The following is a 17,737-nucleotide window of genomic DNA, read 5'->3' as shown; positions in this document are numbered from 1 at the left end:
CGGACGAGCGGTGGCCCGGTGGGTGCCGCAACGTCCAAGGTGCGCCAAATACGGTGAGGCCCCTTACGAAAGGGAGAGGACACATGAGCGGGTCGGAATTCGAGCGCGAAACCATCGTGGCAGGCATGCTGTCGGCGACCGCGGACTCGAAAGCCGCCGATGCCGCGCATGATGCGTCCTTTGGACCGCACACCCCCGAGCTTCACACCTGGCGTCCACAGGCCGAAGGCTTATACGACCTGAGCCTCGAAAAGGACTCCTGCGGCGTCGGCTTCATCGCCAACATCAAAGGCCAGAAGTCGCACCAGATCGTCTCCGACGCGCTGAGCATCCTGTGCAACCTCGAGCATCGTGGCGCCGTCGGCGCCGACCCGCGCGCCGGTGACGGCGCCGGCATCCTGGTGCAGATCCCGCACGCCTTCTTCGCGCGCAAGACCTCGGAGCTCGGCTTCAAGCTGCCGAAGCCCGGCGAATACGCCATCGGCGCGCTGTTCATGCCGCGCGATGCCGCGTGGCGGAACGTGATCAAGAGCATCATCGCCGCCGAGATCAAGAACGAGGGCTTCAAGCTGCTCGGCTGGCGCGACGTGCCGTCGGACAATTCCTCGCTCGGCGTCACCGTGAAGCCGACCGAGCCCTATCACATGCAGGTCTTCATCGGCCGCAACAATGCGGTCAAGACCGAGGACGATTTCGAGCGCCGGCTCTACATCTTGCGCAAGTCGATCTCGCAGGCGATCTATCAGCGCCGCGATCGCGGCTTGGCGGGCTATTACCCGTGCTCGCTGTCGTGCCGCACCGTGATCTACAAGGGCATGTTCCTCGCCGACCAGCTTGGCAAGTACTACCCCGACCTGCACGAAGCGGATTTCGACAGCGCGCTGGCGCTGGTGCATCAGCGCTTCTCGACCAACACCTTCCCGACCTGGTCGCTCGCGCACCCCTACCGGATGATCGCCCATAACGGCGAAATCAACACGCTGCGCGGCAACGTCAACTGGATGGCGGCGCGGCAGGCTTCCGTGCATTCGGAGCTCTACGGCAAGGACATCAGCCGCCTGTGGCCGATCTCCTATGAAGGCCAGAGCGACACCGCCTGCTTCGACAACGCGCTCGAATTCCTGGTGCAGGGCGGCTACTCGCTGCCGCATGCCGTGATGATGATGATTCCGGAAGCGTGGGCCGGCAATCCCCTGATGGATGAGCAACGCCGCGCCTTCTACGAATATCACGCCGCGCTGATGGAGCCGTGGGACGGCCCCGCCGCGATCGCCTTCACCGACGGCCGCAAGATCGGCGCGACGCTCGACCGCAACGGCCTGCGCCCGGCGCGCTACCTCGTCACCAAGGACGACCGCATCGTGATGGCGTCCGAAATGGGCGTGCTGAAGATTCCGGAGGACCAGATCGTCACCAAGTGGCGGCTGCAGCCCGGCAAGATGCTGCTCGTCGACCTCGAGCAGGGTCGACTGATTCCCGACGACGAGATCAAGGCCGACCTCGCCAAGAGCCATCCTTATAGTGACTGGCTGCACCGCACCCAGATCCAGCTCGAGGAACTGCCGGATGCGCCGGCCAAGGGCGTGCGCTCCAACCTGCCGCTGCTCGATCGCCAGCAGGCGTTCGGCTACAGCCAGGAAGACATCACCATCCTGATGACGCCGATGGCGGCCACCGGTGAGGAGGCAGCCGGCTCGATGGGCAACGACACGCCGATCTCGGCGCTGTCGGACAAGCCGAAGCAGCTTTTCACCTACTTCAAGCAGAACTTCGCGCAGGTGACGAACCCGCCGATCGACCCGATCCGCGAAGAGATCGTGATGAGCCTCGTCTCGATCATCGGGCCGCGGCCGAACCTGTTCGACCTGCAGGGCGTCGCCTCGACCCAGCGCCTCGAAGTGCGGCAGCCGATCCTGACCGATGCGGATCTGGAAAAGATCCGCTCGATCTCCGACGTTCCCGAGACCCACTTCAAGTCGCGCACGCTCGACACCACCTTCCACGCCGGATTCGGCGCGGCGGGCATGGAGCAGGTGCTCGACGAGCTCTGCGCCCGCGCCGAGGGCGCGGTGCGCGAGGGCATCAACATCATCATCCTGTCGGACCGCATGACCGGCACCGACCGGATTCCGATCCCGTCGCTGCTCGCCTGCGCCGCCGTGCATCATCATCTGATCCGCACCGGCCTGCGCACCTCGGTCGGCCTCGTCGTGGAATCCGGTGAGCCGCGCGAAGTGCATCACTTCGCCTGCCTCGCCGGCTACGGCGCCGAAGCGATCAACCCCTATCTCGCGTTCGAAACCATCCTCGCGATGAAGGATCGGCTGCCCGGCGCGCTCGACGACTACGAGATCGTCAAGCGCTATATCAAGTCGATCGGCAAGGGTCTGCTCAAGGTGATGTCCAAGATGGGCATCTCGACCTACCAGTCCTATTGCGGCGCGCAGATCTTCGATGCGGTCGGCCTCAAGGCGGACTTCGTCGCCAAGTATTTCGCCGGCACCCACACAAGGATCGAGGGCGTCGGTCTCGGCGAGATCGCCGAAGAGACCGTGCGGCGCCACACCGATGCGTTCGGCGACGGCCAGATCTACAAGAGCGCGCTCGATGTCGGCGGCGAATATGCCTACCGCACCCGCGGCGAAGACCATGCCTGGACCGCGGAATCGGTCTCGACGCTGCAGCATGCCGTGCGCGGCAACTCGCTGGAGCGCTACCGGGCATTCGCCAAGATCCTCAACGAACAGTCGGAGCGTCTGTTGACGCTGCGCGGCTTGTTCCGGATCAAGAGCGCCGAGGACGACAAGCGCAAGCCGGTCAAGCTCGAGGACGTCGAGCCGGCCAAGGACATCGTCAAGCGGTTCTCGACCGGCGCGATGTCGTTCGGCTCGATCTCGCGCGAGGCGCACACCACGCTCGCGATCGCGATGAACCGGATCGGCGGCAAGTCGAACACCGGCGAAGGCGGCGAGGAATCCGACCGCTTCAAGCCGCTGCCCAACGGCGATTCGATGCGCTCGGCGATCAAGCAGGTCGCCTCGGGCCGGTTCGGCGTGACGACGGAATATCTCGTCAATTCCGACATGATGCAGATCAAGATGGCGCAGGGTGCCAAGCCCGGCGAAGGCGGCCAGTTGCCCGGCCACAAGGTCGACGCGACGATCGCGCGCGTCCGGCATTCGACGCCGGGTGTCGGCCTGATCTCGCCGCCGCCGCATCACGATATCTACTCGATCGAAGACCTTGCCCAGCTGATCTACGACCTCAAGAACGTCAATCCGGACGGCCAGGTCTCGGTCAAGCTGGTGTCCGAAGTCGGTGTCGGCACGGTTGCCGCCGGCGTCGCCAAGGCACGCGCCGATCATGTGACCATCGCGGGCTTCGAGGGTGGCACCGGTGCTTCGCCCCTGACCTCGATCAAGCATGCCGGCTCGCCGTGGGAGATCGGCCTTGCCGAAACCCATCAGACGCTGGTGCGCCAGCGGCTGCGCAGCCGGATCGCGGTCCAGGTCGACGGCGGCTTCCGCACCGGCCGTGACGTCGTGATCGGCGCGCTGCTCGGGGCCGACGAGTTCGGCTTCGCCACCGCGCCGCTGATCGCAGCGGGCTGCATCATGATGCGCAAGTGCCACCTCAACACCTGCCCGGTCGGGGTTGCGACCCAGGATCCGGTGCTGCGCAAGCGCTTCACCGGCCAGCCCGAGCACGTCATCAACTACTTCTTCTTCGTCGCCGAGGAAGTACGCGAGATCATGGCGCAGCTCGGCTTCAAGACGTTCGACGAGATGGTCGGCCAGGTCCAGATGCTGGACCAGACCGCGCTGGTCTCGCACTGGAAGGCCAAGGGCCTCGATTTCTCCAAGCTGTTCGTGCGGCAGAAGGAGGATAAGGGCCAGACGATCTATCACTCGGAGGGCCAGAACCACCATCTGGAAGCCGTGCTCGACCGCCGGCTGATCGAGAAGGCGCAAGCCGCGCTCGATCGCGGCGCGCCGGTCAAGATCGAGGAAGAGATCAACAACACCGACCGTTCCGCCGGCGCGATGCTGTCGGGCGCGGTGGCCAAGATCTACGGTCATGCCGGCCTTCCGCTCGACACCATCCATGTCGGCCTGAAGGGCACGGCGGGACAGGCGTTCGGCGCCTGGCTCGCCAAGGGCGTCACCTTCGAGCTCGAGGGTGAAGGCAACGACTATGTCGGCAAGGGCCTCTCGGGCGGCTGCATCATCGTCAAGCCGCCGAAGAACTCCGGCATCGTGCCGGAAGAATCGATCATTGTCGGCAACACCGTGATGTACGGGGCGATCGCTGGCGAGTGCTACTTCCGCGGCATCGCCGGCGAGCGCTTCGCGGTGCGCAACTCCGGCGCGGTCGCGGTCGTCGAAGGCGCCGGCGACCATTGCTGCGAGTACATGACCGGTGGCATCGTGGTGGTGCTCGGCAAGACCGGGCGCAACTTCGCGGCCGGCATGTCCGGCGGCATCGCCTATGTGCTGGACGAGAGCGGCGACTTCAACAAGCTCTGCAATCTCGCGATGGTCGAGCTGGAGCCGGTGCTGTCGGAGGAGATGATCAACGAAGGCACCTATCATCACTCCGGCGATCTCGAGGCGCATGGCCGGGTCGACGTGTTCCAGAACCTGCTCGACTCCGACGTGGAGCGGCTGCATGTCCTGATCACGCGTCACGCCAAGCTGACCGGCTCGAAGAAGGCGGCCGAGATCCTCGCCGACTGGAAGAGCTGGCTGCCGAAATTCCGTAAGGTGATGCCGGTGGAGTACCGCCGCGCGCTGAAGGAAATGAAGGCCAACGCCGACGCCGAGCCGAAAATCGCGATCGGCGCGTAATATCACCGGGCGTCATTCCGGGGCGCGCCATCGGCGCGAGCCCGGAATCTCGCCAAAGCACTTCGAGACCTCCGGGTCTGCGCCTCGCGGCGCAGCCCGGAATGACGGACAACTGAGATGCAGGGGCATCGGGTTTCAATGGGTAAGATCACAGGTTTTCTCGAGATCGAGCGGCATGACCGCAAGTACGAGCCGGTCGCCGAGCGGCTCAAGAACTTCAACGAGTTCGTCATTCCGCTGAGCGAGAAGGACACGCGCGACCAGGCGGCGCGCTGCATGAACTGCGGCATCCCGTATTGCCACGGCACCGGCTCGACCGCGCCGGGCACGCCGGGCTGCCCGGTCAACAACCAGATCCCCGATTTCAACGACCTCGTCTATCAGGGCAACTGGGAAGAGGCCTCGCGCAACCTGCACTCGACCAACAATTTCCCCGAGTTCACCGGCCGGATCTGCCCGGCGCCATGCGAGGCGTCCTGCACGCTCAACATCGACGACAACCCGGTCACCATCAAGACCATCGAATGCGCGATCGTCGACCGCGCCTGGGACAATGGCTGGGTGAAGCCGGAGATCGCAGCGCAGAAGACCGGCAAGAAGGTCGCCGTGATCGGCTCAGGCCCCGCTGGCCTCGCCGCCGCGCAGCAGCTCGCGCGCGCCGGCCACGAGGTGCATGTCTACGAGAAGTTCGCCAAGGCCGGCGGCCTGCTGCGCTATGGCATTCCCGACTTCAAGATGGAGAAGAACATCATCGACCGCCGCGTGGCGCAGATGGAAGCCGAGGGCGTCACCTTCCACTACGGCAAGGCGGTGGGCGGCTCGACGCCCGGCGCGATCGACCCGCAGGAGCTCGCCAAGCAGTATGACGCGGTGGCGCTGACCGGCGGCGCGGAAGCCTCGCGCGACCTGCCGATCCCGGGCCGTGAACTCGCCGGCATCCACTTCGCGATGGACTTCCTTCCGCAGCAGAACCGCCGCGTCTCCGGCGAGCCGCTGAACGGCGCCGCCGACATCCTGGCCGGCGGCAAGCATGTCGTCGTGATCGGCGGCGGCGACACCGGATCGGACTGCATCGGCACCTCGTTCCGGCAAGGCGCGAAGTCCGTGACCCAGCTCGAGATCATGCCGGCGCCGCCCGAGCACGAGAACAAGGGCGTGACCTGGCCGAACTGGCCGCTGAAGATGCGGACCTCGTCGAGCCAGGCCGAAGGCGCGGTGCGCGAATACGCCGTGCTGACCACGAAGTTCGAGGGCAAGGACGGCAAGGTCACCAGGCTGCATTGCGTCAGGGTCGACGACAAGTTCAAGCCGCTGCCCGGCACCGAGTTCACGCTCGACGCCGAGTTGGTGCTGCTGGCGATGGGCTTCGTCCATCCGGTGCACGAGGGCCTGCTCAAGACGCTGGGCGTCGAGCTCGACCAGCGCGGCAACGTCCGCGCTTCCCTGCAGGACTATCAAACCTCGCGCGCGAAGATCTTCTCCGCCGGCGACATGCGCCGCGGCCAGTCGCTCGTGGTCTGGGCAATCCGCGAAGGCCGCCAGTGCGCGCGCTCGATCGACAGCTTCCTGATGGGCAAGACCGACCTGCCGGGGTAGTCGCTCGGCCGTCAAGCCGGACTGCATCTCCAAACTCGACTGTCATCGCCCGCGAAAGCGGGCGATCCAGTATTCCAGAGACGTCAGAGCTTGAACGGACAGGCCGCGGCGTACTGGATGCCCCGCCTGCGCAGGTGAAGTGCTCCGGCCGCGGGGGACGGCGGTAACGAGTTCCCTGATCGCTATGCTAGCCAGATTGAGGTGCCGACACTCGTCGTCAGCGCCCAATGCGAGCGTCAGGCTAGAATCACCTTTCCCGGATTGATGTCCTTCGGGTGGAAGAGTTGAGGTGTATCTGCCTCGGTAATTGAAGCAGCCTCAACTGCAACCGCTCCCTGCGAAAACGCCGATCTGATCGACTGACCGCTGGCAATTGCAGCATAAAAGCGAGGAGCGAATGTAATCGCGGCGAGGTCAGAGATCGAGGTTCTCATGGAAACCACAATCAATCCCAATTTCAGCAATGCTCTACGCGCGCCCGAGCTATCGCATGAATTTAGTACAACGATCTGAGGTGGGTTGTCGGTTGCCGCAAGGGCTTTAGCAAGAAGCGAAAATGAAATGCTCTCGTCAGCTTTTGCTCCGACCCTCCCGTTGTCCATGGCTATTCCACCTGCGCTCCCGTGTCCCGAGAAATGTATGATCTGAGGCCGAAAATCATTGAGCCCGTTCAATAGCGTCTTGAGGCCCGCGGCGGGTGAATACTCGACGATCACATTATCGCGGTACTCGGATGCTCGAATCGCTTCCTTCACCTTACGCACCTCAGCGTCGACGCGAAGCGAGTGAGCTTTGTTGGGATCAGCAGTTAGATAGAGAACGCTTAGACGCTTCTTTTTTCTTAGAACTTGACGTCGTATGCTACGAACTGACGCGATAGCTGTGACAACGGGCCTTCGCTTGGTGGGAAGCCTCTCCCGCGATCCGCGATCATCGGCATATCGAACGATCTCCTTCCGCACAGCCCGCACGCTTTCATCCTTGCGATAGAGATAGCGGCTGCCATCCTTTACAAGGCCGTCGTTGTCTTGACGCACGATGAGGTGGTGTTTCGCCAGGTGATCGATCTGATTCTGTGCCTGCTGAGCGGCCGCAGGCGGAATACCTGCCATTTCCATAATCTGTTTCTTAGATCGTGGAAGACTACCGCGACCGTAGACAGCGTCGAATAACTTCCGTCGTAATTTGTCGGTGCCTAGGTGCTTTGCCAAGCGTTCGACCGTCTCCTCATGGTCACCCGACAGATTTACGATAGATGTTCTTGCAACCATTTATCAGCCCTTCTTAAGCGGAATCTTAGGTACCATTCGGCTGATCGTCGGCTGACTTACGCCCAGCACCTGCGCAAGTTGAGATTGCGAATACCCCTTGTCCATAAGCTCCAAGATGCGAAGCTTGCGCAGCATTTCTAGTTCTTTGAGAATCTGGCTAGCTTGCTCCTCCGTCATTTAGCTCTCCGTGTTGCCTCGCACCGCTGGAAGCCCTTTCGGCATCATGCGACTGACCGTTGCTTCGCTCACACCAAGGGCCGCCGCAATGTGCTTTTGCTTGTACCCCGCTGCCAGCACTTGAACATGAGCAGCTTACGCACCCACTGCGTCTCTTGAACCAGAACTTTTAAGTCAACCTCGTCCACCACTACCTCCCATCTTCATAACACTATTTCTTCTTGGCCCTGCGAGCGGTCGACAGCGTCACGTTCACATGATTTGCAGTTGTTCCAACAATCTCGGCAATCAACGTAGGCCTCAAGCCAGCCGCCGACAAAAACACAATCTTCTCTTTTGATGATTCCATGCTGACTGTAAGCGCGGCAGCCTGAAGCCTGATCAGCACATCAAGCTTCTCGCCAATTTCGTCGGTCATCATCGCTCTTTCTCTTGTTTCAGGGTTTCTGCCGAAAGTGGATAGATATGCAACGGCAGTTGCTCTTCTCCGATGCGCACAACGATGCCTGCTTCGACCCATTTTGCCATCGCGCCGCTCAAGGTCCCGTTATCAAGCTTCGCTTTCCTTGCGATCTCGACCTGTGGTGTTTTGCCGTCACGCAAATTGTAGGCGGTAACCTGCTTGTTGCTTCCCCCATACGGCGTGATGATCCGATAAACATCCTTGGGCGAGAAAGTGCTTCGCGCAACGGTAGCAAATATTGCGCGAAGCAAAGACTCATTCATGTCCATCTAAATTTCATCGAATAAGCTATACCTAAATAGGCCACCATATCACGGGTTCAAGGCTTCAGATTATTCAGACGACGTGTAAACTAAGTGCCAATCTGTGGATAATCAGACCATCCAATTGAAAATTATTGCGTATTTTACAGCGAGATGTCGTGGACTTAGTCTCTCACTTGCATAAGTGACAAAACTAGTTCTGCACCCGCACGCCCAGCATCACGACCGTCGATGCCGAGCTCTGTCCGGCCAGGTTCGAATCCAGCCAGTCGCGGCGGACCGTGCCCTTGATCCAGAGGCTGCGGGTCATCTTGTAGATCAGGTCGGCGGACACCGAGTAGACGGTGTCGTTGCGATTGTCGCCCTGGTACTCGAGCGTGCCGTAGGTGAACTTGCCGATCGCGGTCAGCCAGCGGCGGAAGTCGTGGTCGACCTCGACGGTGTAGGTGCGCGACAGCACGCCGGAGGTGCCGGGCAGCGTGGTCTCGCCGAGCTGGGTGTCGGAATAGAATTTGGCCGTGGTCAGCGGCGTCGCGGTCCAGGTCAGCGAGGCCGTGGTCAGCAACCCTTCGAGCCGGTTGAGCCGGGTGTCGGCGTAATCACGCATCGCGTAACCGATCGAGATCTCGCCGAACAGCATGCGCGTGAACTCGAACGAGGTGCCGACCTTGGCGTAACCGCCCGATGAATCGCGTGCATAGCCGGCGCGGTCGAGATAGAGATCGTGGACACGACTGTCGCCCTGCACCTCGATGAAGGGCTTTACCGCCGGGTTGAGCTCATAGCTGACGCGGCCGATGCCGCCATATTGCGTGAAGTTGCGGTCGTCGTTCGACGACGAGGTGCCGTCGGTCAGCTTCGACCACTGGTAATCGGTGCGGTCGACGGTGGCGCCAAGCGAGACCTGCATGCGGTTGAAATTCTGGTCGATGCCGAAGGTGCCGCCGACCGTAGAGTAGATCGGATATTTGGCGAGGCCGGCCTGCACGTTCGGGCTGCCGGGATTGTCGGTCGAGACCAGCATGCGGGCCTGCGCCAAGAGATGCGTGTCCCTCGACACATCGAGACGGCCGTCGATATGGCCGGTGAAATTCGGACGGTCGACGTCGAGCGGCGCCGACAGCGGCGTGCCGTCGATCGGCGTGAGCTCGGAGCCGTAGCCGGTGAACGAGCCGCGCAGATCGGCGACGACCGCGTGGCGCTCCCAGTCCGACACTGCGAGGAATTCCGGCGCGACCATGTAGAATGCCCGGCCCTGCGGCGAGTAGAGCCGGCCGGGGTTGGTATCGTAGCCGGCCATCACCTCGACCGCGGTCTTGACCATGAACGAGCCGGCGTAGTCGCCGACCGCGCCGAACGGATCGTCGTCGATCTTGAGCCGCCTGCGCGGCGGCTGGCCGACGATGGTGCCGGCCATCGCCGGCGGCAGCGGCGGCTTGCTGGCGGTCTCCGACGGCGGGATCGACAGCCGCAACTGCCCGGCCGCGGTCAGCGGTGGCGGCGTGGGCACCGGCGAGCCGGGTCCCGGCGGCGGCTTCGGCTTGGCTTGGCCCGGATAATATTTCGACTTCAGCCGCTTCCGGTTGAGCGAGTCGTAGCCTGACGTCGCCGCGCCGTTCGCCGCGGGGAGTCCGTAGGTCGGGACCTGTCCGACACGGTCCGAGGTTGCTGTCGACGAGGAGGCACGCCGGCCGGGATCGGCGTCGGGCAGCCTCAAGCCGTTGAGCGGATCCATGGCATCGGCGGTGGTCCGGCGCAGCGGCGAATCCTGGGTGATGACCTGGCTCTGCCGGTTCGGGCTGAACAGATCCGGCGTCACGGTCTGGGCGTTGGCGAGCCCGGTCGTCGCGGTCAGCGCAGGAGCCAGCAAAAGGCATGGCAAAACCACGCGAATGCAGCATCCGCGCCGATTTGGGCCGCTTGCTGGCCGCCGCCACACGATGGAAATACCCCAACGAATCCATGCACTTGACGTACGCATCCCGCCGGGCGGCGAAAAACGTCGTTAATGGAGTTAAAACAATTATGGTTAATGAGCCGTTGAGGATCCGCCGCCGCGCGTCGCATCGCGGAATCGAACGTGCTAAGGGAGACGCCCGGGTGCAAAACCCTCCCCCTGGAATCCGAAATGGCCAAACCGAAACCGCTGATGACCAAATCATCCGGCCCCGATGACGGCGCCGTTCAGTCGGCGCTCCGCACCCTCGATGCCGAAGCAAGCGGCGTCGCAGCGCTCTCTGCGGCACTCAAGTCCGACCTCGGCGCGGCGTTCACGGCGGCGGCCGAGCTGATCCGCAAGGCCAAGGGGCGGCTGATCGTCACCGGGCTCGGCAAGTCGGGCCATATCGGCCGCAAGATCGCCGCGACCTTCGCCTCGACCGGCACGCCGGCGTTCTTCGTGCATACCGCCGAAGCCAGCCACGGCGACCTCGGCATGATCACCGCCGACGACGCGATCCTGGCGCTGTCATGGTCCGGCGAGCAGCCGGAGATGCGCAACCTGATCGCCTATGCCGCGCGCTTCGGCATCCCGCTGATTGCGATGACCGCCGACAAGGACTCGACGCTGAGCAAGGCGGCCGACGTGCAGCTCACCATGCCCAAGGCCCGCGAGGCCTGCCCGCATAATCTGGCGCCGACCACGTCCTCGCTGATGATGCTGGCGCTCGGCGATGCGCTGGCGATCGCGCTGCTCGAAGGCCGCGGCTTCACCTCGACCGATTTCAGCGTGCTGCATCCGGGAGGCAAGCTCGGCGCGCTCCTGAAATATGCCCGCGACCTGATGCACAGCGGCGACGCGCTGCCGCTGAAGCCACTCGGGACCAAGATGTCGGACGCGCTGGTCGAGATGACCTCGAAGGGTTTTGGCTGCGTCGGCATCGTCGACCGCCACGGCCATCTGGTCGGCATCGTCACCGACGGCGATCTGCGCCGGCAGCTGACGCGCCCCGAGCTTTTGACGCTGTCGGTCGACGAGGTCATGACCAGGACCCCGAAGACGATCAGCCGCGACACGCTGGCCGGCGAAGCGCTGGAGCTGCTCAACGCCTCGAAGATCACGACGCTGATCGTGACCGATGCGAAGAAGCCGGTCGGCATCATCCATCTGCACGATCTGCTGCGCGCGGGCGTGGCTTAGGGCCACGCTTCTTCCCGTCATTGCGAGCGAAGCGAAGCAATCCATCTCTCCGCTCGCGGAGGCATGGATTGCTTCGCTTCGCTCCTCGCAATGACGGCGGTTAGCTCGGAAACCGCGCCGCGGTCACTTCCAGCGGCAGCGCCAGCGCGTTGGCGAGGTAGGAGACCGTGCGGTAGAAGCCGCACAGCAGGATGATCTCCAGCACCTGATCGTCATCATAATGCGCCGACAGCGCCGCGAATTCGGTGTCGCTCAGCGTCGCGCGCGCATGCAGCGCGTCGACCGCGGCGATCATCGCCTGTTCGGCCGGCGACCAGCAGCCGGCATCGGCCGCACCACGCACGGTGGCGTGGATCTGCTGCTCCGACAGCCCGGCAGCAGCGCCGAACGCCGTGACGTGCACGCCCCATTCATATTCGCATGCATTGAGCGCGCAGGTGCGGTCGATCACGATCTCGCGGTCCCGCAACGGCAGCGGCCCGCGGTCCAGCAGGCTGCCGCCGCGAAACTTCTCCCAGGCGCGCGGGTGCCCCGCCATCATGCGGAACAGCACCAGCGGCGGCTTGCCGCGCATGATGCGGTCGAAATGCTGTTGAACATCCGCCGCATAGGGCGGATCGAGCGGCGCGATGCGTGACATGGGCTGATCCCGTTGCTACATTTACTGTAGCGATACGCTACAATATTTGTAGCGACCGACGCAAGCGAGATTCAAGAGGGGTTCGCGACATGGCGAAGCAGGTTCCAGCCACGAAATCCGGCGTCCGCGGCTCACGGACCGGCCGCCCGATCATGGCGCTGCTCGATCTCTTGGGGCGGCGCTGGACGTTGCGCATCGTCTGGGAGCTGCGCGAGGGCGCACTGACCTCGCGCGCGCTGCGCACCGCCTGCGACGAGGCGTCACCGACGATCCTGCAGACGCGGTTGACCGAGCTGCGCGAGGCCGGCTTCGTCGAGCTGACGGAGGATGGCTACAGCCTCACCGCGCTCGGCCGGGAGCTGTTCCAAACTTTCACCCCGCTCAGTCGCTTCGCCGAGCGCTGGAGCAAGATCTGATCGTCTCCCTCTCCCCGTTCTTACGGGGTCGAGACGAGCGAAGCTCGCTCTTAGAGGGTTGGGGTGAGGGGGTCCCTCCGCGAGCGAGCCGATAATTGAGACCTGTACCCCCTCACCCGGATTGCTGCGCAATCCGACCTCTCCCCGCAAGCGGCAGGGCTGTCCGGGGAATGATTCACTGTGTCGCGGTGCATGCTCGGCGAAACCGAGGCAAATCGGTCTTTTCTGGTTGTCGAGACACAGAAGGCCGAGCATGCGATTTCGCGATAGCATTTTTAGTAGGCTGCTTGAACCGATCAATCGGCGGCAGTTTCAGGCGGCTGTGGATCGTCTGGACGGGGATGCCTATGACAAGTCGTTCAAGAGCTGGGATCACCTGGTAGCGCTGATCTATGCGCAGTTGAGCGGGAACAACAGCCTGCGCGCCGTGGTGACCGGCTTCAACGCCAATCCTCAGCATCACTATCACCTGGGCACCGGCAGGTTGTCCCGCTCGACACTGTCGGATGCCAACAGCCGCCGCCCGTCCAGCATTTTTGCGCAAACCTTTGCACGATTGTCGGCGATGGCAAGCCGGCAGTTGCGGGGCGAAGGCACGGAGATGGTGCGCCTGATCGATGCCAGTCCGATCCCGCTTGGCAAAGTTTGCACCTGGGCGGCGTGGAACGGCCGCATCCGCGGCATGAAGCTGCACGTGGTCTACGATCCCAAGGGCGATATCCCGAAGTGCGTCGAGGTGACGGCTGCCAACGTCAACGATATCGAGATCGGTCGCCAGACTCCGATCCAGGCCGGCACAACCTATGTGTTCGACAAGGGATATTGCCGTTTCGACTGGTGGCATAAGATCAATGACAGCAAGGCTTTCTTCGTGACCCGGCCGAAGACGAGCATCCGGCTACGCGCGGTCAGGCATCGCACCATCCGCAACAGCAAGGGGGACGGCTTCAAGATCATCGTCGACGACGAGGTGAAGCTCACCAGTAAGGGCGACTCGCGTTTGCCGATACCGCTGCGGCGCATCAAGGTCAGGCGGGAGAACGGCGGCGTGATCACGCTTCTCACCAACGACACGACCCGAACGGCTGTCGAGATCGCCGCCCTCTACAAGAGCCGGTGGCAGATCGAACTGCTGTTCCGCTGGATCAAGCAACACCTCGACATTCGCAAGTTCCTCGGCACCAATGACAATGCAATCCGCCTGCAAGTCCTTGCTGCGATGATTGCCTACCTACTGTTGCGCATTGCCGCGCGGTCCCACTGCATCAAAATGCTGCCGCTCAGGCTCGCCGAACTCGTCAGCCAGTTCCTGTTCACCCGGCGAGCCTTCGCCAGCATCGAAAAGCCTCCGCCAATCAACCCTGGCCGTCGCAAATCCACAACGTCCCTCGACCAGATGGAACTCTGCTATGGTTGAACTTCCCCGGACAGCCCTGCGCAAGCGGGGAGAGGTGACAAACAAGAGCGTCAACCGACGAAGCTAGACCGCGGCCACCGTCAGGCTCGCGCCGTCGGCGCGGACCACCTTGACCCGGCTGCCGGCGGGCGCATCGGGGCCGGCGACGCGCCAGACCGTGTCGTCGATCCGCACCGTGCCTGCCCCGTCGACGATCGGCTTCTCCAGCGTGAATTCGCGGCCGACCAGGGCTTCGTTGCGGCGGTTGAGGAATGGATTGGTCTTGCTCGCCTCGGTCGCGCCCCGGGCAAAATGCCGCCACACCGGCACCGCCAGCGCGGCGAACACCGCGAACATCAGGAGCTGCATCTGCCAGGACGGTGTGAAGGCGAACGACAGCAGGCCGACCAGCAGCGCCGCGAGCCCGAGCCAGAACAGGAAGACACCTGGCGCCGCGAGCTCCAGCGCCATCAGGATGAAGCCGAAGATCAGCCAGTTCCAGGTACCCAATGTCGAAAACATCTCGGCCATGACGTGACCTTTCAACAGTCTAAAGCCCCTCTCCCCTTGTGGGAGAGGGGTTGGAGTGAGGGGTAACAGTCTCTCCGCGGAGAGAGACCCCTCACCGGGATTGCATCTAGCGATGCAATCCGACCTCTCCCGCAAGGGGAGAGGTGAACGGAGCGCGCCGAAGCAATCATTGTCACGCCCTTACCGCTGCGGCGGCACCGGCGGTGGCGGCGTCGGACCGGCCGGGGGCACCGAGCCGCGCCGCGCGGCGGCCGCGGCGGATGCGGCACTCTCGCCGAAGGTGGCCTTGGCGATCTCGCCGATGCCGGCGAGCGAGCCGAGGATGCTGGTCGCCTCGATCGGCAGCATCAGCACTTTCTGGTTCGGCGAATCGGCCAATTGCCCGAACGCCTTGATGTACTTGTCGGCGATGAAATAGTTCAGCGCGGCGACGTCGCCCTTGGCGATCGCATCGCTGACCATCTGGGTGGCTCTCGCCTCGGCCTCGGCGGAGCGCTCGCGCGCCTCGGCGTCGCGGAACGCAGCCTCCTTGCGGCCTTCGGCCTGCAGGATCTGGCCCTGCTTGGCGCCCTCGGCGCGCAGGATCTCGGACTGCCGCTGGCCCTCGGCCTGCAGGATGTCGGCGCGCTTGACGCGCTCGGCCTTCATCTGCCGGCCCATCGCCTCGACGAGGTCGGCCGGCGGCACGATGTCCTTGATCTCGATTCGGTTGACCTTGAGGCCCCACGGCGAGACCGCGGCGTCGACCACGCGCAGCAACCGCTCATTGATCTCGTCGCGATGCGACAGCACCTGGTCGAGATCCATCGAGCCCATCACCGAGCGGATGTTGGTCATGGTCAGCACGATGATCGCCTGGTTGAGATTGGCGACCTCGTAGCTCGCCTTCGCGGCATCGAACACCTGGAAGAACGCGACGCCGTCCACCGTCACAGTGGCGTTGTCCTTGGTGATCACCTCCTGTTCGGGGATGTTGATCACCTGCTCCATCATGTTCATCTTGCGCCCGATGCGATCGAAATACGGCACGATCAGATTGAGGCCCGGCGACAGCGTACGGGTGTATTTGCCGAACCGCTCGATGGTCCAGTCATAGCCCTGCGGGACGGTCTTGATCCCGGCGAACAGCGTGACGATGACGAGAAGAACAAGCGCGATCGCGAAAATGTCGAAGCCAGTCATAAAGTCCTCCAAGGCACCGCGAGACCCGCGACACCGTCGCCAGGCACGGTCGTGCATTGGTCGGCAGGACCGCTGCGCCGGTTCAGCCGGCTGTTGTTCTCTCTAGCACATAGGAAGCGGTTGTCGGACTGCCAGATGCACGCAAGCGAACACGAGATGCAGCAAGGCTGAACGAACCGCGGTGTCCGCTGTCACCGATCGTTAACAATCAGATCCAGCCCGCCTGGATCAAGCCTTGCTAGATCCAGCCTTGAAGCTCGCGCAGCACGAGCTGGCGGATCACGTCCATGCCGCTGTCGCTGTCGTTGAGGCAGGGGATGGCTGCGAATTGCTCGCCGCCATTGTGCCGGAAGATCTCGGCATTCTCCTGCGCGATCTCCTCCAGCGTCTCCAGGCAGTCGGCGGAGAAGCCGGGCGTGACCACGGCAATTCGCCGCACGCCGTCCTTGGCCAGCTTCTCAACCGTCTTGTCGGTATAGGGCTGCAGCCACTCGGCATTGCCGAAGCGCGACTGGAAGGTGAGGATCAGCCTGCCGGCATCGAGCCCGAGCCGCTTGCGCAGCGCGTTGGTCGTGGCAATGCACTGCGCCTGATAGGGATCGCCCTTGTCGACATATTCCTTCGGCATGCCGTGGAACGACGCGAGGATGATCTCGGGCTGGAACGGCAGCGTCGCGAGATGGTCGTTGATCGAGACCGCGAGCGCCTCGATGTAGTCAGGGTCGTCGTAGTAAGGCGGCGTCACCCGCAGGATCGGCTGCGCGCGCATGCCGGCCAGCACGCGAAACGCCTCGTCGCAGACGGTCGCCGACGTCGCCGCGGAATATTGCGGATAGAGCGGCACCAGCAGCAGCCGGCTGCAGCCTTGCGCCGCCAGAGCCTCGATGCGCTGCTTGATCGACGGGTTGCCATAGCGCATCGCCCAGTCGACAACGACGTGATCGTGATCGGCGATCGCCTCCGCCAGCTTGCCGGCCTGCGAGCGCGTGATGGTCTTCAGCGGCGATTCGTTCTTCTCGGTGTTCCAGATCTTCAGATAATCGCGCGCCTTGCGGGCCGGACGGACGCGCAGGATGATGCCGTTGAGGATCAGCTTCCAGAGCAGGCCCTGATCCTCGATCACCCGCGGATCGGACAGGAATTCCCTCAGATAGACCCGCACGCCCGCGGCATCCGCCGTATCCGGCGTGCCCAGATTGACCAGCAGCACGCCGACGCGTTCCGGCTTCGGCGCCGCGGCTGGCTTCGCACTCTCGAAGGGGATCACCGTGCTCATGATGGCGTTGCGCCTAAAGTCCTTCGCTTGGGGGCTTTGGGCTTCGCGCGTTGCTCCAACCTTGTCAAGCCGAGTGCGGGTTGGCTACGTTCCGGTCCGTGAATGGGGAGGAACCATGACGATCGCCGAATGGTGCGTCTTCGGGACGCTGCTGCTCTCGCTGCTGACGATCGTAACGGTGAAATGGGCCGGCATAAGCGGTTTTGACAATTCGAAACCGCGCGATCCCGATTTCTACGACGATCCGATCCGCTCGCGCGCGCTCGGCGCCCACCAGAACGGCATCGAGGCCTTCCCGTTCTTCGCCTTCGCCGTGCTGCTCGCCGAATTCCGCGTCGGGCCGCTGCGGCTGATCGACGAGCTCGCGGTGCTGTTCCTGATCGTGCGGATCGCCTACGTCTTCACCTATATCGGCAACCGCCCGACGCTGCGCTCGATCCTCTGGAGCATCGGCTTTGCGATCAACATCGCGATCTTCTTCCTGCCGGCGATAAGGGGATATCTGACGAGCTAGGCACGTCGCAGCCCAGTTATCCCGTC

The 17,737-nt window shown here is 63.4% G+C and carries 15 protein-coding genes; 6 read left to right on the top strand and 9 right to left on the bottom strand.

Annotated elements, in window-relative coordinates; genetic code table 11:
* The first annotated feature begins 83 nt into the window (after window positions 1-83).
* Complete coding sequence (gene gltB / locus ACVW1C_RS25755) at window positions 84-4,847, top strand: glutamate synthase large subunit (RefSeq protein ID WP_456760798.1); 4,764 nt, start codon at window positions 84-86, stop codon at window positions 4,845-4,847.
* A 138-nt stretch (window positions 4,848-4,985) separates the two neighbouring features.
* Window positions 4,986-6,443, top strand: coding sequence for a glutamate synthase subunit beta (locus ACVW1C_RS25750; protein ID WP_456760797.1), 1,458 nt, complete (start codon window positions 4,986-4,988; stop codon window positions 6,441-6,443).
* A 236-nt stretch (window positions 6,444-6,679) separates the two neighbouring features.
* On the opposite strand, the gene ACVW1C_RS25745 is transcribed toward ACVW1C_RS25750, so the two are convergent.
* The 5 genes from ACVW1C_RS25745 to ACVW1C_RS25725 all read right to left on the bottom strand — a co-directional run bounded on the left by ACVW1C_RS25745 (window position 6,680) and on the right by ACVW1C_RS25725 (window position 10,598).
* The gene (locus ACVW1C_RS25745) at window positions 6,680-7,714 is read right to left on the bottom strand and encodes a CHAT domain-containing protein (RefSeq protein ID WP_456760796.1); all 1,035 of its coding nucleotides are present in this window, start codon (window positions 7,712-7,714) and stop codon (window positions 6,680-6,682) included.
* A 3-nt stretch (window positions 7,715-7,717) separates the two neighbouring features.
* On the bottom strand, window positions 7,718-7,891 hold the full coding sequence (locus tag ACVW1C_RS25740; protein ID WP_456760795.1) for a helix-turn-helix domain-containing protein: 174 nt from the start codon (window positions 7,889-7,891) through the stop codon (window positions 7,718-7,720).
* A 211-nt stretch (window positions 7,892-8,102) separates the two neighbouring features.
* Window positions 8,103-8,312 carry a hypothetical protein gene (locus ACVW1C_RS25735; protein WP_456760794.1) on the bottom strand — a complete coding sequence of 70 codons (210 nt, stop codon included), beginning with the start codon at window positions 8,310-8,312 and terminating at the stop codon, window positions 8,103-8,105.
* Window positions 8,309-8,623, bottom strand: coding sequence for a MarR family transcriptional regulator (locus ACVW1C_RS25730; RefSeq protein WP_456760793.1), 315 nt, complete (start codon window positions 8,621-8,623; stop codon window positions 8,309-8,311). The genes ACVW1C_RS25735 and ACVW1C_RS25730 overlap by 4 nt, the downstream gene beginning before the upstream one ends.
* 187 nt (window positions 8,624-8,810) lie before the next feature.
* Window positions 8,811-10,598, bottom strand: coding sequence for an outer membrane beta-barrel protein (locus ACVW1C_RS25725; RefSeq protein WP_456760792.1), 1,788 nt, complete (start codon window positions 10,596-10,598; stop codon window positions 8,811-8,813).
* Window positions 10,599-10,745: 147 nt separating this feature from the next.
* Here ACVW1C_RS25725 and ACVW1C_RS25720 point away from each other — a divergent pair, with 147 nt between their 5' ends.
* A complete protein-coding gene (locus tag ACVW1C_RS25720) occupies window positions 10,746-11,756 on the top strand; it encodes a KpsF/GutQ family sugar-phosphate isomerase (RefSeq protein WP_456760791.1) in 1,011 nt (336 codons plus the stop codon).
* Window positions 11,757-11,856: 100 nt separating this feature from the next.
* Here the strand turns inward: ACVW1C_RS25720 and ACVW1C_RS25715 are convergent, their stop codons facing one another.
* A complete protein-coding gene (locus tag ACVW1C_RS25715) occupies window positions 11,857-12,396 on the bottom strand; it encodes a carboxymuconolactone decarboxylase family protein (protein WP_456760790.1) in 540 nt (179 codons plus the stop codon).
* 89 nt (window positions 12,397-12,485) lie between these two features.
* Here ACVW1C_RS25715 and ACVW1C_RS25710 point away from each other — a divergent pair, with 89 nt between their 5' ends.
* Window positions 12,486-12,812, top strand: coding sequence for a winged helix-turn-helix transcriptional regulator (locus ACVW1C_RS25710; RefSeq protein WP_456760789.1), 327 nt, complete (start codon window positions 12,486-12,488; stop codon window positions 12,810-12,812).
* 253 nt (window positions 12,813-13,065) lie between these two features.
* A complete protein-coding gene (locus ACVW1C_RS25705; protein WP_456757919.1) occupies window positions 13,066-14,229 on the top strand; it encodes an IS4 family transposase in 1,164 nt (387 codons plus the stop codon).
* Window positions 14,230-14,292: 63 nt separating this feature from the next.
* Here the strand turns inward: ACVW1C_RS25705 and ACVW1C_RS25700 are convergent, their stop codons facing one another.
* From ACVW1C_RS25700 to hemH, 3 genes are all read right to left on the bottom strand, one after another.
* Window positions 14,293-14,739, bottom strand: a complete 447-nt coding sequence (locus tag ACVW1C_RS25700) for an NfeD family protein (protein WP_456760788.1) — start codon at window positions 14,737-14,739, stop codon at window positions 14,293-14,295.
* A gap of 180 nt (window positions 14,740-14,919) precedes the next feature.
* The gene (locus ACVW1C_RS25695; RefSeq protein WP_420968769.1) at window positions 14,920-15,921 is read right to left on the bottom strand and encodes an SPFH domain-containing protein; all 1,002 of its coding nucleotides are present in this window, start codon (window positions 15,919-15,921) and stop codon (window positions 14,920-14,922) included.
* A gap of 238 nt (window positions 15,922-16,159) precedes the next feature.
* Window positions 16,160-17,197, bottom strand: a complete 1,038-nt coding sequence (hemH, locus tag ACVW1C_RS25690) for a ferrochelatase (RefSeq protein WP_456760787.1) — start codon at window positions 17,195-17,197, stop codon at window positions 16,160-16,162.
* Between the two features lie 115 nt (window positions 17,198-17,312).
* Between hemH and ACVW1C_RS25685 the strand changes: the two genes are divergently transcribed.
* Window positions 17,313-17,711: an MAPEG family protein gene (locus tag ACVW1C_RS25685; RefSeq protein ID WP_456760786.1), complete on the top strand. Its 399-nt coding sequence runs from the start codon at window positions 17,313-17,315 to the stop codon at window positions 17,709-17,711.
* The last annotated feature ends 26 nt before the right edge of the window (window positions 17,712-17,737 follow it).

This window comes from Bradyrhizobium sp. USDA 4011 (assembly GCF_054063415.1).
The sequence above is the reverse complement of the archived record's forward strand: the minus strand, read 5'-3'. Positions and strand labels throughout refer to the sequence as shown.